Origin of the sequence: Kitasatospora sp. NPDC056800 (assembly GCF_042789775.1) — a bacterium.
Lineage (GTDB): Bacteria > Actinomycetota > Actinomycetes > Streptomycetales > Streptomycetaceae > Kitasatospora.
On record NZ_JBHUAL010000167.1, the window covers coordinates 1 to 21,922 of the forward strand.

Here is a 21,922-nt window from a genome sequence, read left to right on the forward strand (position 1 = left end):
GTTTTTCTGGGCCAAAATTTTTTTTCTTTCGCACCATACATTTGGGGCGTGCGGGCCGGCGGGCCCCCCCCCGGCCCCCCGCCTGGGTGCGGATCAGTCCTCGGTGAGCGCGTCCATGCCCGCGACCACCCGGCCCAGCAGGTCCAGGAAGGTGGCGCGCTCCTCGGTGGAGAGCCCCCCGACCAGCGCCTGCATCCGGGCGAAGTGCTCGGGCGCCAGTTCCCGCAGCCGGTCGGCGCCCCGCGCGGTGAGGATCACCACGTTGCCGCGGCCGTCCTCGGTGGACGGCCGGCGGGCCACCAGGCCCTCCCGCTCCAGGCCGTCGACCAGGCCGGTCACCGTCGCCCGGGAGACGCCGAGACTCGCCGCGAGCTGGGAGGGCGACTTCTCGCCGCCGTGGTCCTCCAGGTCCGCCAGCAGTCGGTAGCGGCCGGTGGAGAGGCCGAAGCGGCCGAAGTGCACCTCGCCGGCCTGGTTGATCCGGGCGCCCGCCGCCATCAGCCGGGTCGCGACCAGAATCGCCTGCGGATCGGCCGAGAGGCCGTAGCGGGCGATCTGGCGGCGCGCCTGGTCGAGGCTGGGGGCGGTGGGACCGCCCGCGGAGTACTGGGTCACGAGAAGTAATATGGCGCCTAACCTGATTTCGCGTCAAGCGGGGCCATGGGTTTGTGCCTAGGCGGCACGCGGAGCGATCCGCGGCGGTGTCCAGTCGGCGTGCCGCAGGACGGTCCGGACCATCGCGCCGGGCGGGGTGAGCCGGATCGCGGCGTTGCGCAGGCCGACCGCCAGGGGGTGGGCCAGCTGCTGGCCCATCCGGCCGGCCCGGCGGGCGTCCCGGGCCACGGTCTGGCTGCGCGGACGGCGGGCCGCGTCGTACCGGGCGAGCGCGCCCTCGACCGTCCGGGCCTCGGCGAGCGCCGCCGCCAGGGTCACCGCGTCCTCCAGGGCCTGGCAGGCGCCCTGGCCGAGATGGGGCGTCATGGCGTGCGCCGCGTCGCCGAGCAGTGCGACCCGCCCCGAGGCGTAGGAGGGCAGCGGGGTGGTCAGCTCGTTGATGTCGTGGTGCAGCACCGCCTCCGGCCGGGTCGCGGCCAGCAGCGAGGGGATCGGCTCGTGCCAGGGCGCGAAGCGGCGGCGGACCTCGGCCAGCGGGTCCCGGTAGCGGACCCCGGCCGGGGCGTTCAGGACCGCGTGCCACTCGGCGGTGCCGTCCGGGAAGGCGATGTGGCCGAACTCGGCGCCGTGTCCCCAGGTGATCTCGAAGTCGGCCCTCAGTCCGTCGACCGGGCGCTCGGTGATCGCCCGGAGCACCGTCGAGCCGCTGTAGACCGGCCCGGGGTGGTCGGGGAAGAGGCGGCGCCGGAGCCGGCTGTTGAGGCCGTCGGCCGCGACCAGGAGGTCGGCCTCCAGGAAGTCGGCCTTCGGGCGGTCGGAGTGCTGGGGGTCGGAGTGCCGGGGGTCGGTCTGCCGGGGGTTGGCCTGCTGGGTGTCGGTCGCCGGGGTGGTGCCGCCGAACCCGACCCGGACCCGGAACGGCCGGGTGGTGTCCAGCTCGGTCACCTCGGCGCCGACGATCAGGGACTCGGCGGGCAGCGCCTCGCGCAGGATGCGGTGCAGAGCAGCGCGGGGGATCCCGACGATCGGGGCGCCCAGCTCGCGTTCCAGCGCCGCACCGTCCATCGCGGCGAGCCGGCGGCCATCCGGCGTCCGGGTGCCGCCGGTGTACTGGCGGCGGGCGGCCGCCTCGACCGCCTCGCCGACCCCCAGGGCGGCGAGCGCGCGCATCCCGTTGGCGGCCAGCGAGATGCCGGCGCCCGCATCGTCCAGGACGGCCGCCCGCTCGACCACGGTCACGTCCCACCCCGCCAGTCGGAGCCCGATCGCGGCCGCCAGTCCGCCGATGCCGCCCCCGACCACCACCGCGCTGCTGCTGCTCATGCCCGGTCCTTCCCGTGTTGCCGCGCTGCTTTCTACATCTGTAGAAGGAGCGTACTACGGGGCTGTCGGCAGGTGGACGGGGGTGGGGGCGGGGCCGCCGGGGTCCGCCGGGGTCCGCCGGGGTCCGCCGGGGTCCGCCGGGGTCCGCCAGGGCGGTTCGGGGTGGTGGGGTGGCGGTCGGCGGTTGGCTCGGACCGAGGTGGTGCGCGCCGGGTGCCGCGGCCCCGGTAGAAAGGAGGGATGCGGCGACACGAGGACCAGAAGCGGGACGATGCGGGGCGGCCGGACCGCCGGACGGTGTTGGCGGACGCCGCGATCGGGGTGCTGGCCGACCTCGGGGTGCGCGGACTGACCCACCGGGCGGTCGACGCGGCGGCCGGGCTGCCGGTCGGAACCACCTCGGCCTACCTGCGGACCAGGCAGGCCCTGCTCACCGCACTGGTGCGGCGGCTGGTGGAGCTGGACCAGGGCGAGCTGCACGCCATGGGGGAGCGGGTGCCGGTCCGTTCGTCGGAGGAACTGGCCGACGGCATCGCCGAGTTGATGCGGCAACGACTGTCCGGCGACGGGCGGCGGCGCTCGCTGGCCCGGTACGCCTGCGCGGTGGAGAGTGTGCGCGATCCCGAACTGCGCGAGATCCTCGTCCCGCGGGAGAACGCCGGGCGCGCCGCCGTCCGCGCGTTCCTCGCCGACCAGGGCGTGACCGATCCCGACGGGCGGACCGCCACACTGCTGGCCTGCGTCGACGGTCTGGTCTTCGAGCACCTGGTGGGCGGCGGCGAGCCCGGTGCCGACGCGATCCAGGGACTGGTGGCGGCCGCCCTGCGGGGAGCGGGCGTGAGTTGAGGCCTGCCGCTACGCGCTGGCGCGACCCGGCTCGCGCCGGCGAGGAGCGGCAGGCCTGGGACCATCTCCCCTCCACGGGCCGCCGAGCACCGGTGGGGAGCGCCACGCCCTCGATGCCGATCGCGCAATAGCGGGAGCCCCGGATGTTCGGCCGCGCGGGAAATCCGTGCCCCTGGTCGGCTGCGCAGGCCCCGCCGGACGCCGCCCGCCCCCACCGAACCCGGACGGCCGACGGTCGATCGGCAACGCGGGATGACGAAATCTCAGGTCAATCAACCGTCAAGTTGGTTCATTCACAGAATATTTCGCGATGTGTCACATGACGGGTGGATGATTTACGCCGCTCCCAGGTCTTCCCACGGAGATCTCCGACTGACAGGCTGGGGCCGCCCTTTCAGTACGGAGGAGGTTCCTTGTCCCGCATATCCACGCTGGCCGGAGCGGTCACCTGCGCTCTCGCACTTGTCACCGGCACCGCCGCCGCCGCTTCGGCAGCGCCTATTGACCAGACCCCGAGCCTGGCCGAGGCGAAGGTCGATCCCGTCGCCTGGACGCCGTGCAACCCCGACCCGACCAAGCCGGACCCCGGCATCTACGACTGTGCCGTCTACCCCGTGCCGCTGGACTACGACAAGCCGTCGGGCGAGAAGGTCGGCATCGCGATGATGCGGCGGCGGGCGAGCGACCCGTCGAAGCGGATCGGCTCGCTGTTCCTCAACCCGGGCGGCCCGGGCGGCAGTGGCTACCTGTGGGCGACGACCGCCCGCTTCGGCACCGAGGTGCAGTCGAAGTTCGACCTGGTCGGCTTCGACCCGCGCGGCGTGGCCCGGAGCAACCCGCTCAAGTGCTTCAAGACCCAGGAGGACGCCGACGCGGTCACCAACCGCATGGTCGGCGTGCCGGTCACCAAGGCCGAGATCAACGAGACGCTGGACGCGGACCAGGACTACACCGACGCGTGCAGCAAGAACGCCGGCCCGCTGATCGAGCACATGTCGACCATCAACGTGGTGCGCGACCTCGACCGGATGCGCCGCGCCGTCGGCGACGCCCAGCTCACCTTCGCCGGGTTCTCCTACGGCACCCTGATCGGTTCGACGTACGCCAACATGTACCCGAACAAGGTCCGCGCGATCATCGTCGACGGCAACGTCGACCCGAACCTGCGCCTGCACAACGGCCTGGAGTACGACCGCCAGCGGGCGAACGGCTTCGAGCTGGCCCTGGACGAGTTCCTCAAGCGCTGCCAGACCGCCGGCGCCCCGCGCTGCGCCTTCGGCGAGGGCGACACCCGGGCCAAGTTCGACCAGCTCCGCGACCACCTGCGGACCAGCCCGATCACGCTGCCGAACGGCTCCAAGGTGACGCTGAGCAGCTTCACCGGCGAGGTGGCCAGCGCCCTGTACTCGCAGGCCAAGCTGGCCCCGCTGGCCAAGTCCCTCCAGGCGACCTACCAGGTGTTCCAGAAGCCGGCCGCGGCCGCCCTGCTGGCCCCGCAGGCGAACGTCTCGGACGAGGACGCCAACCTGCTCTCGGTGGACGTCCCGCGGACGGCGCTGCGGGAGGCCCCGGTCGACTCCGAGTACACCGCGGACGACTCCTACATGGCCGTCAACTGCCAGGACAAGCCGTACCCCTCCAACGACCGGGTGTTCGCGAACGCGGCCAAGGCCTGGGAGAAGGAGATGCCGACCTTCGGCCGCTACCAGGCCTTCGACGCGCCCGCGTGCGCGAGCTGGCCGGCCCCGGCCCGGGACGCCGAGCGCTTCTCCGGCCCGTGGAACAAGAAGACCTCCAACACCGTGATGGTGATCGGCAACCTCTACGACCCGGCCACCCAGTACAAGTTCGCCCAGCGGATGCAGCAGGAGCTGGGCAACGCGGTGCTGGTCAGCGTCGACTCGATCGAGCACTGCGCGGTAGGCCGCAGCCAGGCGCTGAACAAGATGGTCACCCGCTACCTGGTCGACGGCACCGCGCCGGCGGCCGGCCAGCTGCTGAAGCCGGACGCGGAGATCTTCCCGGCGGTCTGACGGAACGGCCCCCGGTGATCCGGGGGAGGGTTTGACGGTCGTGGTGGTCGGCGGTGCAGCCGGCCACCACGACCGTGTTTTCCGGGCGAGTTCCCGGAGGGCCGGGAGGGCCCGGAGAACGCGGAGAACGCGGAGACGGATCGTCATCGAACCTCCTGTGGAGCGGATTCCTGCGGTTCGTCGGCGACCATAGCCCATGCCACTGACAATGGGATTCCGGCGTCAAGGTGACGGTCAAGACCAGGCTGGACCAGCAGGAATGACGTACTGTCACACTTTCCATTAACCGATTCCCGTGGCCGGATATCCGTGTTAGCGTGCGGGCCGCCGGCTTCTCTCGGACTCGGGAAAGTGGGGACGGAACATGCGGTACGAATTCTCCCGGCGGGGATTCCTGGGCGGTGCCGGCGCGGCGGCCGCCGGGATCACCGCCGCTTCCACGGGCGCGGCGGCGGCCGAGGGCGCGCGCCGGGAGCTGCCGAAGGGGCGGTCGGTGCTCCCCGGTGACCCCCGCTACCAGACCCTCGCCCAGGGCTTCAACCAGCGGTGGAGCAGCAGTCCCGCCTACATCCGGCTGGTGGGCGACGAGGCCGACGCGGTCGCCGAGGTGAACCGCGCGCTGGACGCCGGGCTACGGCCGACGGTCCGCGGCGGCGGGCACTGCTACGAGGGTTTCGTCGACAACGACCAGGGCGTCATCCTCGACCTCGGCACGATGCGCGGCGTCGCCGCCTCGACCGACAAGTTCGGCCGGCCCACCTACGGCGTCGACGGCGGCGCGACCAACTGGGACGTCTACACCACGCTGTTCCGGGAGTACGCCGTCACCCTGCCCGCCGGGTCCTGCTACTCGGTCGGCGCGGGCGGGCACGTCTGCGGCGGCGGGTACGGCCTGCTCTCCCGGCGGCACGGGCTCACCGTCGACCACCTCGTCCAGGTCGACGTGGTCACCGTCCGGGGCGGCCGGGCGGTGGTGACGAAGGCGCACCGCGAGGACGCGCCGGGCTCGCCCGAGCAGGACCTCTTCTGGGCCCACACCGGCGGCGGGGGCGGGAACTTCGGGGTGGTGCTGCGCTACCACTTCGCATCGGACGTGCCCCAGCCGCCGCCCCGGGTCTGGCTGAGCAGCGTGGCCTGGCCCTGGGCCGAACTGCTCCGGCGGCCGGCCGACTTCGAGACCCTGGTGGCCAACTTCGGCGCCTTCATGGCCGAGCACAGCGGCCCGCGGGAGGCGGTGTACCAGGGGCTGTTCGCCATCCTCAAGCTCACCCACCACTCCAACGGGAACGTCGTCCTGTTCAGCCAGTGGGACGGAGCGGACCCGGCCCCGCTCGACGCCTTCGTGGCCGCCGTCGAACAGGGGATGACGACGCGCCCGGTGGTGCAGACCCGCTCGGCCGGCGGGCTGTTCCTGCCCTACCCGGACAAGCGGCGCCGGATGCCCTGGTTCCAGGCGACCATGACGCTCAACCCCTCGGGAGACAACGAGCGGGGCAAGCACAAGTCGGCCTACCACCGGGAGCCGTTCGCCCCGGCGCAGATCGCCGCCTTCTGGGACTGGCTGACGCGGGACGTCGAGGGGGTGGACCTCTCGAACACGGTGGTCCAGATCGACTCCTACGGCTGCCGGATCAACGCCCGCCGCCCCGAGGAGACGGCCGTCCCGCAGCGCGACTCGATCATGAAGCTGCAGTACCAGACGCACTGGACGGACCCGGCCGAGGACGAGAAGCACCTCGCCTACCTGAGCGGGCTGTACCGCGACGTCTACCGGGAGACGGGCGGTGTCCCGGAGGTCGACACCGCGACGGACGGCGCCTACGTCAACTACCCGGACACCGACCTGGGCACCGCCGACCAGCCCGACCCGGACTACCCGCGCCTCTACTACAAGGGCAACTACCCACGGCTGCAACGCACCAAGGCCTACTGGGACGGGGAGGAGGTGTTCCACCACGCCCAATCGATCATCCCGGCCGGGCCCTGAGTCCGAGCGCCGGCGCCCCACGGGGGCGGGGAGGCACCCCGCATCCCCACCCCCGTAGAGCAGTCCGGTCACGCGCACCCGTAGCGCACACCGGGATCAGCCCCGGGGCCCGGGCCCGTTCCGCTAGGCGGCCTGCTCCGCCTCCTCCTCGACGATCCGTCCGTCCCGGACCTCGATCACCCGGTCGGCGAGCCCCATCAGCGTCGGGTCGTGGGTGGCGACCAGCACGGTGACGCCCTCGCTGCGCACCACCGCGCGCAGCAGCTCCATGATCGAGCGGCCGGTCTCGGAGTCCAGCTGACCGGTCGGCTCGTCGGCGATGATCAGGCTGGGCTGGTTGGCCAGCGCACGGGCGATGGCGACGCGCTGCTGCTGGCCGCCGGAGAGCTCGCCGGGGCGCTGGTTGGCGTGGTCGGCGAGGCCGACCAGGGCGAGGAGGGTGTGGGCGCGCTCTTCGCGCTCGGCGGCCGGGGCCTTGCGCAGCCGCAGGGGCACGCCGACGTTCTCGGCGGCGGTGAGCATCGGGATCAGCCCGAAGGACTGGAAGACGAAGCCGATCCGCTCCCGCCGCAGGGCGAGCCGGCCGTCCTCGTCCAGCGAGGCTAGGTCGATGCCGTCCAGCGCGATGCTGCCGCCGGTCGGTGCGTCCAGGCCGCCGACCAGGTTCAGCAGGGTGGTCTTGCCGGAGCCGGACCGGCCCTTGAGCGCGGTGAGTTCACCACGGCCGACGGTGAACGAGACGCCGCGCAGGGCGTGCACGGTCCGCTCACCGGTGCCGAAGCTCCGGCGGAGGTCGGTGACGGCCACCATCGGCTGGGTGGTGGTGTCGGCGGTGGCGGCCTGAGGCTGCGTCATGCGGCGTCCCCCTGTGGGCGTGGCGGCCCGGTTCCATCCGGGTCCCGTCCGGTTCTACGGATATGAGTGCTCCGGCGGTTCACGTTCCCGGGCGGGAATCCGAGAAGTCGGTGTCCCGGGCCAAAGGAGTGCGCCGAAGCCGGATTTGTGAGGTGTTCATGGCATTTCAAGTAGGGCATCCCCGGCCGGGATGCTACCAATGAAAGGAATTTGCTCACTGCTTACTTGATTCGCGCAAGTCCCTTCCGTTCCTGGATCGAATCTGACAGCATCGTCCGCTATCCGGCGACCGATAGCCGGTGATCAATGCGCCGGTGTGCCCGCGGTGTGTCCATCTGTGACCGATCTGCACGCGGATCGGCACTCGGATCGGACCGACGAGCGGGGCCCGGGGATGCAACCGGGGACGTAAGTCCGGGGGAGGAACCTGATGCTCGGCTTCGTCGTGCGCCGACTGCGCGGACGAGTGCCGCTGGCTGCCGCCGTCCTGCTCGCGGTGCTGATCACCACATCCGTGCTGACCGCCTTGGTCGCCTTCAACAGCAGTGTCGGCGAGGCCGGCCTGCGACAGGCGCTCCAAGGGCCCGGTCACGCACGGACCACGGTGACGGTGACCGGCGAGCACGGACTCGACCAGCGGACGAAGGACGAGGAGGCGCTCGCCTCCTACCGGCAGAAGCTCTTCGGCGACCTGCCCGTGCACACCGACAGCGTGATGCGCAGCCGCTCCTACAGCCTGCCCGGCTCCGGGGGCGCGGCGAACGGCAGTGCGGCGAACGGCAGTCCGGCCAACGGCACCGCGGCCAACGGCAGCCCGGCGACCGGCAGCCCGGCGAGCGGCACCGGCGCAGCCGGCGCCTCCGCCGGCCAGGCCCCCGGCGCCCAGCTCGACCTGACGGTCCTCGCCGACCTCGACCGCGGCCGGGTCCAACTGGTGGCCGGCGCCTGGCCGGGCGCCGCCACCGGGCCGGCCCAGTCCGCCGCCCCGGAGGCCGCCGTCCCGCAGAGCCTGCTGCGCCGGCTCGGCCTGACCGAGCAGGCCCTGCCCGCCGAGGTCCGGCTCGTCGACCGGAACGACAGCAAGCCGCTGACCGTCCGGATCACCGGCGTCTACCGGGCCACCGACCCGGCCTCCCCGTACTGGCGGATCGACCCGGTCGGCGGCCACGAGATCGAGGTCGCCGGCTTCACCACCTTCGGCCCGATGATGGTCGACCAGAGCGCCTTCACCACGGCCGGCCTGGTCCAGAGCAGCCGCGGCTGGTCGCTGGACGCCGACTTCTCCGGCGTCGACCGGGCCGCCGCGCAGGCCGTCGGCGACCGCGCCCAGCGCCTCTCCGATGAGCTGCGGACCTCCGGTTCGCTCGCCGCGAAGACCGAACTGCCCGACATCATGCGCGAGTTGTCCGACAGCATGGTGGTCGCCCGGTCCACCCTGCTGATCGGCGCCCTCCAGCTGGCGGTGCTCGCCGCGGCGGCCCTGCTGCTGGTCGTGCACCTGATCGCCGCGCGGCAGGAGTCCGAGAACGAGATGCTCGCCGCGCGCGGCGCCTCGGCCGTCCGGCTCGGCTCCTTCACCGCCCTGGAGTCGCTGCTGCTGGCCCTGCCCGCGGCGGTGTTCGCGCCGCTGCTGACCCCGTTCCTGGTCCGCGCGCTGGCCGGCCTCGGCAGCGCCCACCAGGTCGCCCTGGACACCGGCATCAGCTGGTCGCTCTGGCCGGTGGCCGTGGTCTGCGCGTTCGCCTGCATCCTGCTGGCCACCGTGCCCAGCGTGGTGCGCGGCGTCGGTGCCGCCCTGCGCCGCCGGGCCGGCCGCCGCCAGGCGGTGGTCTCCGGCGTCGCCCGCAACGGCGGCGACATCGCCGTGCTCGCCCTGGCCGCGCTCGCCTACCAACAGCTCGACCAGTACGGCGGCGGGTTGTCCCCCGACTCCACCGGCCGGCTGGACGTGGACCTGCTGCTGGTCGCCACCCCGACCCTCGCCCTGTGCGCCGGCACCCTGGTGGTGCTGCGGCTGCTGCCGGTCGTCGCCCGGCTCGGCGCCCGCGCGGCGGCCCGGGGCAGCGGCCTCGGCCCCGCCATGGTCGGCTGGCAGCTGGCCCGCCGGCCCGGCCGCGCCACCGGCCCCGTCCTGCTCCTCGTCATGGCCGTGGCCACCGGCGTCCTGGCGCTCGGTCAGCACGCCACCTGGACTGCCTCCCAGCGCGACCAGGCGGCCTTCGCCACGGCCGGCGGCCTGCGCATCTCCGGCTCGCACAACGCGCCGATGGGTCAGGGCGGCCGCTACGGCAGCCTGCCCGGCGGTGACCGGCTGGTCGCGGTGGTGCGCGATGAGCAGCCGCTGCAGGGCGGCTCCGGCCAGCTGATGGCCGTGGACGCCGCCGCCTTCGCCGAACGCGTCCCGGTCCGCTCCGACCTGCTCGACGGCCGCACCGGCGCGGAGGTCTTCGGCTCGCTCGCCTCCCCCGCCCCCGCCGGCATCCCGCTGCCCGGCAGCCCGCTGCGGATCGACGCGGACATCGCGGTGAGCCAGCAGGAGCCGAAGAACTCGCGGTTCACCAGCGTCCCGATCCAGCCCGAGGTCCGGTTGCTGCTGCGCGACCGCTTCGGCCTGGTCCACAAGGTCCCGTTCGGCGAGCTCCCGATGAACGGCCAGGTCCACTCCTCGATCCGGCTCGGCGCGCTGGTCGACGCCCCGGTGGGCTCGGTCGCCGCCCCGCTGACCGTGGTCGGCGCGAACGTCGCCTTCGGCGACCGCAGCGAGGGCGAGGTCACCCTGCGGAACCTGGCCGTCTCGGACACCGCCGACGGACCGTCCACCGCCGTCCCGGTGCCGTCCGGTGCCGGCTGGACCATCAAGCCGCCGGAGTCCCGCAACGGCGCGGGCGGCTCGCCGGTGGCCGCGCTCGCCTCCGAAGCGGCCGCCCCCGACAGCCTGTTCACGGTCCGCTACCACCCCGCGGGCGGCATCGGAGACCCGATCCGCGCGGTGCTGAGCCCGACCGGGGCGCCCCTTCCGGCCGCCGTCAACGGCGTCGCCACCCACGACTACCTGAAGTCCGTCGGAGCCTCCGTCGGCGACACCCTCCAGGTGCCGTTCAGCGGGGTCGTCGTCCCGGTCAAGGTGACCGGCGCGGTCGAGGCCCTCCCGGTGGCCGGCCAGCGGGCGCTGCTGCTGGACCTCGGCTCGGTCGCCCGGATGCTGTCCGTCCAGGACCGCAACCTGCCCTCCCGCACCGAGTGGTGGCTGCCCGCCACGGGGCCGGGCGACCGCATCCCGGCCGAGGCCGCCGCCGCCCTGCGCGGCGCGCCCGGCAGCCAGGACCTCGCGCTCTACGAGGAGGTCTCCGAGGGCCTCCTCGGCGACCCGGTCGGCGCCGCCCCGCAGAGCGCGCTGATGGCCATCGCGATCGTCACCGCCGTGCTCGCCGCGATCGGCTTCGCCGCCGCGGTGGCCGGTTCGGCGCACGAGCGCTCCCGGGACTCCGCGCTGCTGCTCGCCCTGGGCGCCCCGCGCAAGCAGGTCACCCGGACCGTCGCCGCCGAGAACGCGGTGCTGGTCGGCCTGGGCGGGATCGTCGGCCTCGCCCTCGGAGCCCTGCTCGTCCGGCTGATCGTGCCCTTCGTGGTGCTGACCCCGGCGGCCCGCCGCCCGGTGCCGGAGGCCCTGGTCGAGCTGCCGTTCGGTCAGGCGCTGCTGTTCGCGGGGGCGATCGCCGTCGTCCCGCTGCTGTCGGCCTTCCTGATCGGCCGCCGGCGTCGAGACGTGGCCGCGCGGCTGCGCCACGTGGAGGAGATGTGACCACCAAGGCCGGCACCACCGTGCCCACCCCCGCGCCGCCGCCGACGCCCGAACCGGCGCGGGCCCACCGGCCCGCGCCCTGGGTGCGCACCCGGCTGCGCGCGATGCCGCTGGCCGCGCTGCTCACGGCGGCCCTCGCGCTCGTCACCGTCTTCCTGGCGGCGGCCTTCCCGCGCATCGCGGACCGGAACGCGGACAGCGCGCTCCAGGAGTTCACGCGCGGCCTGGGCACCAACGTCACCAACCTGGAGGTCACCTCCGGGCTGGCCCCCGGCGACGACGGCGCCGCCCTCGAAGCCCTGCAGCGGAAGTTCGACGCGCAGATCGGACGGCAGCTGCCGCTGAGCGCGTCCGCCCAGGTCCACGGCACCCGGATCAAGACCGAGCGGAAGATGTTCAACCCGGGGTTCACCCGGCTCTCCGACCGGGCCGTCCCGGGGCTCGGCCTGTTCTACCTGCACGGCCTCGCCGACCGGGCGACGCTGACCGCGGGCACCTGGCCGGGCCCCGCCCCGGTCGACGGCCCGCTGCCAATCGCGCTGAGCCAGCAGGCCGCCGAGGCCATCAACATCAAGGTCGGCGACGTCATCGAGAGCGGCACCGACGGACCGGTCGCGCTGCGCACCACCGTGACCGGCCTCTACCGGGTCAACGACCCCCAGGACCCGTTCTGGGAGGGACTCGGCTGCCCGTCCAGGGCCTGCCTGGGCGTCAAGGGCGAGGACGCGTGGTACTGGACCAGCGGCTTCGTCGACGGCGGCAGCCTGACCGCGCTGGCCCGCTGGGGTTCGAGCGGCCAGAACTTCTGGCGGCTTCCCGTCGACCCCGGCTCGCTGCGCGCCGACGAGCTCGACCACACCCGCGAGGTCCTCGGCTCGTACACGGCCGGCCCCGGCATGACCGCCCTGATCGACGCCACCCTCCGGGCCGACCTGCACGCCACCTCGCTGATGCCGGACGTCCTCGCCCGGGCCACCGCCCGCTACCAGGCCGCGGCCCCGCTCGGCGCCATCGGGCCGGCCGGTGTCGCCGGCGTCGCGGTCGTCGTGCTCTGCCTGGCCGCGGCGCTCAGCACGGACCGGCGCACGGCCGAGATCCGGCTGCTCCAGGCCCGCGGCGGCTCGCGCACCGGGGTACTGCTGCGGCTGCTCGGCGAGGGCGCGGTGACCGTGCTGCCCGCCGCCGTGCTCGGGACGGCCCTCGCGCTGGTGCTGCTGCCCACCCCGCGCTGGGGCACCCCGGTGCTGCTGGCGCTCGCCGTGACCCTGCTCGCGATCCTGGTCTTCCCGGTCCGGGCCGCGCTGCTCTGGGCGCGCCCGCGGGCGGCCGGCGGCTGGCGCCGGATGGTCGGCGAACTCGCCGTGCTGGCCGTCACCGCCGCGGCCGTGGCCGAGGTCCAACGTCGCGGCGTCGGCCACCCCGGTAGCGGCGTCGACCCGCTGCTGGTGGCCGCCCCGCTGCTGCTCGCCGTCTCCGGCGGCCTGCTGCTGGCGAGGATCGAGCCGGTCGTGGTCGGCTGGCTGGCCGCACTCGCCGGCCGCGGCCGCGGCCTGGTCGGCTTCCTCGGCCTGGTCCGGGCCGCCCGCGACAACTCGGGCCGGCGGCGGCCCTCCGCGCTGCCGCTGCTCGCCCTGCTGATCGCCGTCACCGCCACCGGCTTCGGGGCCACCGTGCTCGACACGGTGGACCACTCCCGGGCGCGTGCCGCGCGGCTCTCCACCGGCGGCGACGTGTCCGTCTCCGTCCCGCTCTACGCCAACCTGCCGGAGGCCTTCACCAAGGCGGCCGGCGAACTGCCCGGCGTCCGGGCGGCGACCGGCGCGTGGATCGAGGAGCGGGCCACCTTCGTCGGCGCCGACCGGGAGACCGCCGAGGCCGTCCTGGTGGTGGTCGAGCCCGAGGCCTACGCGGAGATCTCCCGCACCGTCGGGGTCGGCGGGTACGACCCGGCCAGGCTGACCGCCGCCCCGGGCGGCAAGGACGGCCCGGTCCCCGCGCTGTTCAGCCGGGACCTGGCCGCGCACCTGGCCTCGGGCGCACCGCAGGTGCGCACGCCCTCCGGCAGCCAGATGGCCACCAGCGTCGCCGGGATCGTCACCGCCACGCCCGCCTTCCCGGACCCCGGCAAGCCCTTCGTCGTGGTGCCGGCCGGCCCCGCCGCGGAGCACCTGCCGGAGCTCAAGCGGTCGAACCGGGTGAACAAGTGGTTCGCCGTCGGCGACGTCGATCCGGACCGGGTCCGCGCCCTGCTGCGGGAGCGCGCCATCGGCAGCGGCGAGCTCCTGGGTCGCGTCGCCAAGCTGATCGACGCGGAGGCCACGGCGGCCGGGAAGACCACCGCCGGCCTGCCCCCCGGCTACGTGGTGCACAGCAGCCGCGAGAAGATCGCCGAGCTGGCCGGCGACCCGGTGCAGCACGCCGCCGGGCGGCTGTTCTGGTACTCGGGCTTCGCCGCCGCCGGCTTCGCCCTGCTGGCCGTGCTGCTGACGCTGCTGCGGGCCGCGCCGGACCGTACGGCGGTGCTCGCCCGGCTGCGCACCATGGGCCTGCGGCCCCGGCAGGGCTTGGTGCTGATCATCGCCGAGGCGCTGCCGCAGACCCTGGCGGCGGCCGTCGGCGGCGGGCTGGTCGCGCTGGCCGCGGTCGCCCTGCTCGGGGGCGCCTTCGACCTCTCGGCGCTGGTCGGTGCCACCGTCGGCGAGACCCTGGCCCCGGCGGTGCTGCCGGTGCTGCTGCCCACCGCCGGTCTGGCCCTGGTGGTCGGCCTCGGCGTGGTGCTGGAGACGCTGGTCGCCGGCCGGCGCCAGATCGCCACCGAACTGCGAGCGGGGGAACGGCAATGAGGCCGGTACGGACGGCGGCGGACCCGCCGGGAGCGGCGGGCGGGGGCGGTGCACGGGCCGTGACAGCGGCCCGGTCCGCCGGGACAGTGGAGAGCGGTGCGATGAAGCAGACAGTCGAGACAGGAGACCACCGGTGAAGAGCACTCCCCAGGAGCGGACGGTCGCCGAGGCCCCCAGCCTCCAGGAGCTCCAGCAGCGGGCCCTCGCCGCCGCCTCGCCCAAGGCGTACGGCGAGGGAGCGGCCATCGTCTGCGACCGGCTGGTCCGGATCTTCAGCGCGGAGGGGGTCGAGGTCCAGGCGCTCCAGGGCCTGGAGCTGACCATCCGCCAGGGCGACCTGGTCGCCCTGGTCGGCGCCTCGGGCAGCGGCAAGTCCACGCTGCTCACCATCCTCGCCGGGCTGGACGTGCCGACCGCCGGCACCGCCACCGTGGCCGGCTGCGACCTGCTGGAGATGTCGGTCAAGGAGCGGCTGCGCTACCGGCGCGAGGTGGTCGGCTTCATCTGGCAGCAGACCGCCCGCAACCTGCTGCCCTTCCTCACCGCCGCCGAGAACATCGCCCTGCCGATGCAGCTGCGCGGCCGTCGTTCGGGCGCCGGCGGGGCCCGGCAGCAGGCGGCCCGGGTGGCGGAGCTGATGGAGGCGCTGGAGATCGGCGAGCTCGCCCACCGCAAGCCCAACGAGCTCTCCGGCGGCCAGCAGCAGCGGGTGGCGATCGCGGTGGCGATGGCCAACAACCCGCCGGTGCTGCTCGCCGACGAGCCCACCGGCGAGCTGGACTCGGAGACCGCCGGGATCATCTTCGAGTCCTTCCGCACCGTCAACCGCGAACTGGGCGCCACCGTCGTGATCGTCACCCACGACCCGATGGTCGCGGGCGAGGTCCGTCGCACGGTCGCGATCCGGGACGGGCGGACCGCCAGCGAGGTGCTGCGCCGCACCGTGACGGACGAGCACGGCGAGGAGTCGGTGAACGAGCGCGAGTACGTGATGCTGGACCGCAGCGGCCGGGTGCAGCTGCCGGTCAAGTTCCTGGAGTCGCTCGGCATGGAGCACCGGGTGGCGGTCGATCTCGCCGCCGACCACATCGAGGTCCGGCCGGACGACATCGCCGGGCACTGACCGGCGGTGGGCGGCGCGGCGTCAGCTGTCGCCGCCCATCCGCTGGAAGAGGCCGCTGCCCTCGGCGTCCGCCCGGAGGTCGGGCGGCGCCTCCTCCGCGGCGCGCTCGCCGCGCGAGGTGGCGGTGCAGAGGGCGAAGACGATCAGGGCACTGGCCGCCACGGCGAGGATGCCCAGTGCGGTCAGGACGCGTAGCCAGGTCAAGGGAGTGCCTCCTGGGGGGACGGTGCGGCCCACAGCGACGTGCACGGCGCTGCCGGGGATGTATCGGCAGGTCGGGCCGCACGATCGAGTGCCCACGGACGGTTCTTCCCGCCGGGTGGCGCACGAGAGGTCGCCCGCGTAGGCGCTCGATGCACTCGTCGGGCGCGTCACACCCCGTCGCGCGCCCCCGCGGTGGCGGCCGCCCGTCCGCTCCCGGCGTCCACCTGGGCCCGCAGGGCGGCGAGGTCCGGCTTCCCGAGACCGTTCAGCGGGATCGCGGGCAGCAGCAGGAGCGAGTCCGGGGCGCACCGGCCGAGGCCGTGCGCCCGGGCCCAGCGGTGCAGCTGCCCGGCTGTCAGCCGCGAGCCGGGGACGAGGGCGACGGCGGCGTGCACCCGCTCCAGGCGGTCCGGGTCGGTGGTCGTGAACATCACCGCCTCGCGGACCTCCGGGTGGGTGCGCAGTGGCTCCTCGATCTCGCGGGGGAACACATTGTGCCCCTCGACGACCGCCATCGGGTCCCGCCGCCCGGCCACCGTCAGATAGCCGGCCGCGTCCAGGCTGCCCAGGTCGCCGGTGTGCAGCCAGCCGTCCCGGAGCACCTGTCCGGTCAGCTCCGGGTCGCGCCAGTAGCCGGCCATCGCGGTCGGCGTCCGGACGCAGATCTCCCCGGTCCGGTCCGGCGGCAGCTCGGCGCCGTCCTCGTCCAGGACGCGCAGCCCGGTGTCCGGGTACGGGCGGCCCGCGGTGGTCAGCAGCCGCGGTGCCAGGTGCTCGTCCGGGCCCAGCCGGGAGACCGGCCCGCACTCCGTCAGGCTGTAGGTCTGGTGCAGCACCCGGCCCAGCCGCCGGGTCGCCTCGGCGAGCCGCCGCGGCGAGGGCGCGCACCCGGTGTAGCCGACCCGGCGCAGGCTGCCGGTGTCGGTCGTCGGCAGCAGCGGGTGGTCCAGCAGCCGGTACAGCAGGTGCGGCGGCAGGTACATCCGGGACACCCGGTGCCGCTCCACCGCCGCCAGCACGGCCCCGGCGTCGAACCCGTCCTGCATCACCACCATGCCCCCCGCCGCCAGCGCCAGGTCCGCCGTGGTGCCGCCGCCGTGGCAGAGCGGGGTGCACAGCAGGAAGACCGAGCCGGCCAGCAGCGGCGGGCGCGGCGGACGGGCGAAGCGGCGCAGCACCCCCTTCGGGCGCCCGGTCGTGCCGCCGGTGAACCGCACCGCCATCACGTCCTCGGGCAGGTAACGGGGCGCCAGCGGGGCGGGGGAGCGGGCCGCGGCGAGGTCCAGCAGGTCCGTGCCGAGCCCGAGCGGCGACGGGCCCAGCGAGAGCAGGACGGCCGAGGGCACGGCCCGCGCGACCCCGTCGGCCGCCGCCGCGCACCGGACCGGGTCGAAGACCAGCGCGGACGTCCCGGCGAACTCCGCCAGCGCCACCTGCTCGGCGACCGGCCCGTCCGGGAACGGCATCGCCACCCGGCAGCCCAGCAGGTTCGCGGCCAGCCGCACCAGCAGCGCCTCCGGCCGGTTCCCGGCCAGCACCGTCACCCCGTCCCCGCGCCCGAGCCCGGCCCGCTCCAGCGCGCGGGCGGCGCGGTGCACCAGGTCCAGGCAGCGCTGCCCGGTCCACTCCTCGTCCCCGTACCGGAGCGCCACCCGGGCGGGATCGCGGGCGAGCCCGTCCAGCACCAGCGCGGTGTACGTCGGAGCCGCCTCCGCCATGGCCGTCCTCCTGTCTGACGGCTCGTCAGCCTAGTGGACGGCGGGCCCACGGGTGCACTGCGGTCGCCGGGGGCCCACGGGTACCGACGGGCGCGGGTGGGCGCCGACGGACCGGTGCGGGCCTGCGGGGTCCCCTCGGCCCCCGGCCGGAGGGCGCCCCCGCTTCTGCCGCGAGGCGCGCACGCCCGACGCCGAGGCCCGGTCCGGCCGGATCCGCCGAGCGGCCGGCCGGGCGTTGTTGTTAGGGTTCCCGGTCGGACGTGAACGGGGGCTCGGACTGGTGAGCGGCGGGGTGGATGCGGTCGTGGCACCGCGCGGCGTGGTCGATCTGCGGGGCGAGGCCGGGGCGGGGTTCGTCACCGCCTACCCGGCCGACGCCGTCGTGGTGGTGTCCGGGCTGCCGGGGGCCGGGAAGAGCACGCTGCTGCGGCGCTGGTCCGGGGCGGCGGTCCGGGCCGTGGACCCGCGGACGGTGCACGAGGCCTGCGAGGCCGTGATGCCCGCCGCCCTGCCGTACGCGGTGTACCGGCCGTGGGCCCGGCTGGAGCACTTCCGGCTGCTGCGGTCCTCGGTGCGCGGCGGCGGCCCGCTGCTGGTGCACGACTGCGGCAGCCGCGCCTGGATGCGGCGCTGGCTCGCCCGGGAGGCGGCCCGCCGGGGCCGCGAACTGCACCTGGTGCTGCTGGACGTCGGCGCCGCCACCGCGCTGGACGGCCAGCGGGCCCGCGGCCGGCACGCCTCCGGCCGGGTCTTCGCCCGCCACCGCCGCAGCCTGGAGCGGCTGTTGGCCGCCTTCACCCGGCACGTGCGCGCCGGCGGCCCGATGCCGACCCCGGAGGCCTCGTCCGTCCTGCTGCTGGACGCGGCCTCCCGCTCCCGCGCCGAGACGGTCCGCTTCGGCGCGGCGGGCTGAGCCGGGCCGGCGGCCGCCGTCACCGACGGGCCCGGCGCTCGGCCTCGGCGTGCCACCAGCCGGGCGGGGAAGGTCCGTTGACGACCGCGGACGCCTGCTCGGGGTGCAGCCCGATCGTCCGCAGGGCGTCGGCGTCGACCCGGACGTCGAACCAGCCGCGCCACCGGCCGTCCGGGCCGACCCCGCAGAGCAGGTCACTGCGCACCGCATCGGCGGCGATGGGCATCCAGTCGATGCCCCGGTCGCGCAGTCAAGCGCGGAGGGCGGCCGGCGGGGTCGGGCGGCCGGGAAGGTTCTCGTACGCCGCGATGGTGATCCAGTCGTCGGGTTCGCTCATGCGGCCATGCTGACACGGATCGGATCGGGTCGGCAGTGGAAAAGGAGTCGGGGCGGCGGAACCCGCCTTCGCCGGGCGGGCGTTGGCGGCCGGGAGTGGCGTTAAACCGGTCGCCTCCCACCCGGGCCCGGGCCTACCCTCGGCGGCGTGCCGGACGATCGAGCGCAGGGGGGCGGATGAGCCAGGCCGAGGCCGTGAGGGTGGTCAACACGCTGGGCGCGCGCTGGGTCGGGCAGGTCGACCCGGAGGGTGGGACGGTCCTGATGCCGGCCGGTGTCTGGCCGCTGCTCGGCCTGCTGGCGCCGGCCGGAAGCCCCGCCGTCCAGGGCGAGTTGACGCAGGCCCTGGGTCTGCCGCCGGAGGCTGCCGCCGAGCGGGCCCGGGAACTCCTCGGTCTGCTGGAGGGCATCCCGGCGGTCGGCTCGGCCCTCGGGCTCTGGACGGGTGAGCGGCTGCGGCTGCGCCCGGAGTGGCCGGCCGGGCTGCCGGCGGGTGTACACGGGCGGCTCTCCGGTGACGTCCGGCAGGACCAGGCGCGGCTGGACGCCTGGGCCGCCCGGGCCACCGGCGGTCTGATCGACGCCATGCCGGTGCGGTTGGACCGGGAGACCCGCCTGGTGCTGGCCGCGGCGCTCACCGTCCGGACCGACTGGATCCGGCCGTTCGACGAGATCGACGGTCCGCCGGAGGGTCCGGCGGACGCCTGGGGCAGGCCCGTCCGGTACCTGTCGCGGTACACCTGCCTGCTGGACCGGGCCGCCGTGCTGGAGTCACCGACCGGGCTCGTCACCGAAGTGCGGGTGCACGGGTACGGGGACATCAGTGTCCATCTGCTGCTCGGCGAGCCCGGCGCGTCGCCCGGCCGGGTGCTGGCCACCGGCATCGAGGCGTTGAGCGGGCGCCACCGCCGGACCACCGCCGACCGCCTGCCCGTCGGCGCCCCTGGCCCCGGCCTGACGATCGACCTAATCCGGCGGTACGAGCCGGAGGACCTGTTGGCCGTGGACGTCCCGCGGTTCACCGTCGGGGCCGACCACGATCTGCTCGCCCGCCCCGACCTCTTCGGCCTGGCCACACTGGGGACCCGCTCGGAGACCGAGCACCGCCTGCCCGGGCTCGGCGGAGCGGAACCGCTGTTCATCGACGGCGCCCGGCAGCGCGCCACCGCGACCTTCGGCCCGGACGGCTTCCGGGCCGCCTCGGTGACCGCCCTCGGAGTCGCCGGGAGCGGCGCCGCGCGCCCGCGCCCGTCGTACCTGCGGCGGATCGTCCGGGCCGGCTTCGGACGGCCGTTCGGCTTCGTCGCCGTCCACCGCACCTCCGGTCTGCTCCTGGCCGCGGGCTGGGTCACCGATCCGGACCCCGCGAGCGGTGTCCGGGCCTGAACCTCCTGGCAGGCAGGCCCGGGTGGCCGGCGGGGCACCGGCGAGAACCGGCCTGCCGGAGGGTCATGATCGTCACTTCGCCCCCGCGGCGGGGCCCGGCACTGCCAGACTGGGGCCTGCAGAGTCCGTCACGGAGAGAGGTCGCACCCCGCATGTCCAGCAGCGCCGTCGTCGAGAATCCGTGGTTCCGCAGATTCAACCCGTCCGACTCCGCGCCCGCCCGGATCGTGATCTTCCCGCACGCCGGCGGCTCGGCCAGCTACTACCTGGAGTACGCCAACGCGCTGGCACCGCACGCCGATGTGCTCGCCGTCCAGTACCCGGGCCGGCAGAACCGCATCGGCGAGCCGACGATCGGCTCGGTGACCGGCCTCGCCGAGCAGCTCGCCCGGGAGCTGCGGGAGTGGGCGGACCGGCCGCTCACCTTCTTCGGGCACAGCATGGGCGCGGCCGTCGCCTTCGAGACGGTCCGCTGCTTCGAGCGCGACGGCGTACGGGGGCCGGACCGGCTGGTCGTCTCGGCCGGCCGCGCGCCCTCGCTGCCCCGGACGACCAGGGTCCACCAGCTGCCGGACGACGAACTGCTCGCCGAGATCTCCGCGCTCGGCGGCACGGACGACCGGATCTTCGCCGTGCCCGGCCTGCGCGAGCTGGTCCTGCCGAGCCTGCGGGCCGACTACATGGCCGTCGAGACCTACTGCAGCACCCCGGACGCGACCGTGTCGCTGCCGATCACCGCCCTGGCGGGGGAGTCCGACGCGCACGCCACCGTCGACCAGGTCGGCCAGTGGGAGCGGCACACCACCGGCCCCTTCGACCTGCGGGTCTTCCAGGGCGGGCACTTCTACCTGGCCGACCGGACCCACGACGTGGTGGAGGTGCTCACCGCGCACCTGCGCGGCTGAGCCGGCCCGGGGCACCCCGGGTGGCCGGGGCGGCGGCGCGGTCCGCACGCCGCCGCCTCCTTCGAACGGATGCGCCCGCCACCGGTGACCGGAGCGCGCCCGCTCGACTACTGTGCCTGCTTGACGGACCGTCAACAGACCACCAGGAGGCAGCGTGCGCCGGATCGCCGTCGTCGGAGCGGGCCAGGCCGGCCTCCAACTCGCGCTCGGGCTGGTGGCGGACGGGTACCGGGTGACGCTGGTCGCCGAGCGCACCCCGGAGCAGCTGCGCGGCGGCCGGGTGCTGTCCACCCAGGCGATGTTCGGCCCCGCCCTGCGGATCGAGGCGGCGGCCGGGCTGGACCTCTGGGCGGAGCGGGCACCGGCCGTCTCCTCGGTGGAGGCGGTGCTGGCGGCGCCCCCCGGCGTGCGGGCGCTGGAGTACACCATGACGCTGGACGAGCCCGCCCAGTCGGTGGACCAGCGGCTCAAGCTGGCCGGCTGGCTGGAACTGCTGGCCGAGCGCGGCGGCGTGGTCGAGTACCGCACGCTGGACCGCGGCGGGCTGCACGAGCTGGCCCGCCGGCACGAGCTGACCGTGGTCGCGGCCGGCCGCGGCGCCCTGTCCGGGATCTTCGAGCGCGACGCCGGCCGCTCGCCGTTCGACGGGCCGCAGCGGGCGCTGTCCTGCCTGTACGCGCACGGCGTCGGCTCGCCGGACCCGGCCGCCGGGCCGAGGGCCCGGATGAACGCCCTGCCCGGCCTAGGCGAGCTGTACCTGCAGCCGGCGCTCACCCTCTCCGGCCCCTGCGACATCCTGCTCTGGGAGGCGCTGCCCGGCGGACCGCTGGACGCGTTCGGCGACGCCCCGCCGCCGGACGTCCAACTGGCCCGGATCCGCGAGCTGTTGGCCGAGTACCTGCCCTGGGAGGTCGAGCTCTGGACGGAGGCCGAGCCGCCCGACGCCGGGGCCGGGCTGTTCGGCGCGGTCACCCCGGTGGTCCGGCGCGCGGTGGCGGAGCTCGGCTCGGGCGTGGACGCCGTCCACGTGCTG

General features: G+C 74.9%; 16 protein-coding genes. 10 read left to right on the top strand and 6 right to left on the bottom strand.

The genetic code is table 11. The annotated features are described in order from the left end of the window. Window positions 1-93: 93 nt before the first annotated feature. Complete coding sequence (locus ACFRQN_RS29680) at window positions 94-615, bottom strand: MarR family winged helix-turn-helix transcriptional regulator (protein ID WP_241852973.1); 522 nt, start codon at window positions 613-615, stop codon at window positions 94-96. A gap of 57 nt (window positions 616-672) precedes the next feature. Further along, window positions 673-1,938 (bottom strand): FAD-dependent monooxygenase, encoded by a 1,266-nt coding sequence (locus ACFRQN_RS29685; RefSeq protein ID WP_380743281.1) that lies wholly within the window; start codon window positions 1,936-1,938, stop codon window positions 673-675. 240 nt (window positions 1,939-2,178) lie between these two features. On the opposite strand from ACFRQN_RS29685, the gene ACFRQN_RS29690 reads away from it, so the two are divergent. The 3 genes from ACFRQN_RS29690 (at window position 2,179) to ACFRQN_RS29700 (ending at window position 6,804) form a co-directional block, all read left to right on the top strand. After that, complete coding sequence (locus ACFRQN_RS29690) at window positions 2,179-2,784, top strand: TetR/AcrR family transcriptional regulator (RefSeq protein ID WP_380743283.1); 606 nt, start codon at window positions 2,179-2,181, stop codon at window positions 2,782-2,784. Window positions 2,785-3,197: 413 nt separating this feature from the next. After that, entirely contained in the window at window positions 3,198-4,817 is a 1,620-nt protein-coding gene (locus tag ACFRQN_RS29695) for an alpha/beta hydrolase (RefSeq protein ID WP_198959396.1), read from the top strand. A 364-nt stretch (window positions 4,818-5,181) separates the two neighbouring features. After that, a complete protein-coding gene (locus ACFRQN_RS29700) occupies window positions 5,182-6,804 on the top strand; it encodes an FAD-dependent oxidoreductase (RefSeq protein ID WP_380743285.1) in 1,623 nt (540 codons plus the stop codon). A gap of 123 nt (window positions 6,805-6,927) precedes the next feature. Here the strand turns inward: ACFRQN_RS29700 and ACFRQN_RS29705 are convergent, their stop codons facing one another. Continuing rightward, window positions 6,928-7,659, bottom strand: a complete 732-nt coding sequence (locus ACFRQN_RS29705) for an ABC transporter ATP-binding protein (RefSeq protein WP_049656422.1) — start codon at window positions 7,657-7,659, stop codon at window positions 6,928-6,930. Between the two features lie 430 nt (window positions 7,660-8,089). Between ACFRQN_RS29705 and ACFRQN_RS29710 the strand changes: the two genes are divergently transcribed. From ACFRQN_RS29710 to ACFRQN_RS29720, 3 genes are all read left to right on the top strand, one after another. Further along, window positions 8,090-11,461 carry an ABC transporter permease gene (locus tag ACFRQN_RS29710; protein ID WP_380743286.1) on the top strand — a complete coding sequence of 1,124 codons (3,372 nt, stop codon included), beginning with the start codon at window positions 8,090-8,092 and terminating at the stop codon, window positions 11,459-11,461. Continuing rightward, window positions 11,458-14,304, top strand: a complete 2,847-nt coding sequence (locus tag ACFRQN_RS29715) for a hypothetical protein (protein WP_380743288.1) — start codon at window positions 11,458-11,460, stop codon at window positions 14,302-14,304. Before ACFRQN_RS29710 ends, ACFRQN_RS29715 begins: the two co-directional genes overlap by 4 nt. Window positions 14,305-14,437: 133 nt before the next feature. Next, on the top strand, window positions 14,438-15,427 hold the full coding sequence (locus ACFRQN_RS29720) for an ABC transporter ATP-binding protein (protein ID WP_380743290.1): 990 nt from the start codon (window positions 14,438-14,440) through the stop codon (window positions 15,425-15,427). A 21-nt stretch (window positions 15,428-15,448) separates the two neighbouring features. Here the strand turns inward: ACFRQN_RS29720 and ACFRQN_RS29725 are convergent, their stop codons facing one another. Both ACFRQN_RS29725 and ACFRQN_RS29730 read right to left on the bottom strand, forming a co-directional pair. After that, window positions 15,449-15,631, bottom strand: coding sequence for a hypothetical protein (locus ACFRQN_RS29725; protein WP_049658969.1), 183 nt, complete (start codon window positions 15,629-15,631; stop codon window positions 15,449-15,451). Window positions 15,632-15,798: 167 nt separating this feature from the next. Next, window positions 15,799-17,349, bottom strand: a complete 1,551-nt coding sequence (locus tag ACFRQN_RS29730) for an AMP-binding protein (protein ID WP_380743292.1) — start codon at window positions 17,347-17,349, stop codon at window positions 15,799-15,801. A 304-nt stretch (window positions 17,350-17,653) separates the two neighbouring features. Here ACFRQN_RS29730 and ACFRQN_RS29735 point away from each other — a divergent pair, with 304 nt between their 5' ends. Next, entirely contained in the window at window positions 17,654-18,262 is a 609-nt protein-coding gene (locus tag ACFRQN_RS29735) for an AAA family ATPase (RefSeq protein ID WP_380743294.1), read from the top strand. A 19-nt stretch (window positions 18,263-18,281) separates the two neighbouring features. Here ACFRQN_RS29735 and ACFRQN_RS29740 read toward each other — a convergent pair whose 3' ends face one another. Beyond that, window positions 18,282-18,488 (bottom strand): hypothetical protein, encoded by a 207-nt coding sequence (locus ACFRQN_RS29740; protein WP_380743296.1) that lies wholly within the window; start codon window positions 18,486-18,488, stop codon window positions 18,282-18,284. Window positions 18,489-18,775: 287 nt separating this feature from the next. On the opposite strand from ACFRQN_RS29740, the gene ACFRQN_RS29745 reads away from it, so the two are divergent. The 3 genes from ACFRQN_RS29745 to ACFRQN_RS29755 form a co-directional block, all read left to right on the top strand. Further along, the gene (locus tag ACFRQN_RS29745; protein ID WP_380743298.1) at window positions 18,776-19,984 is read left to right on the top strand and encodes a proteinase inhibitor I4 serpin; all 1,209 of its coding nucleotides are present in this window, start codon (window positions 18,776-18,778) and stop codon (window positions 19,982-19,984) included. A gap of 152 nt (window positions 19,985-20,136) precedes the next feature. Further along, the gene (locus ACFRQN_RS29750; RefSeq protein ID WP_049657441.1) at window positions 20,137-20,889 is read left to right on the top strand and encodes a thioesterase II family protein; all 753 of its coding nucleotides are present in this window, start codon (window positions 20,137-20,139) and stop codon (window positions 20,887-20,889) included. A 154-nt stretch (window positions 20,890-21,043) separates the two neighbouring features. Next, the coding region (locus ACFRQN_RS29755) for a styrene monooxygenase/indole monooxygenase family protein (RefSeq protein WP_380743300.1) at window positions 21,044-21,922 on the top strand (879 nt) is incomplete at its 3' end.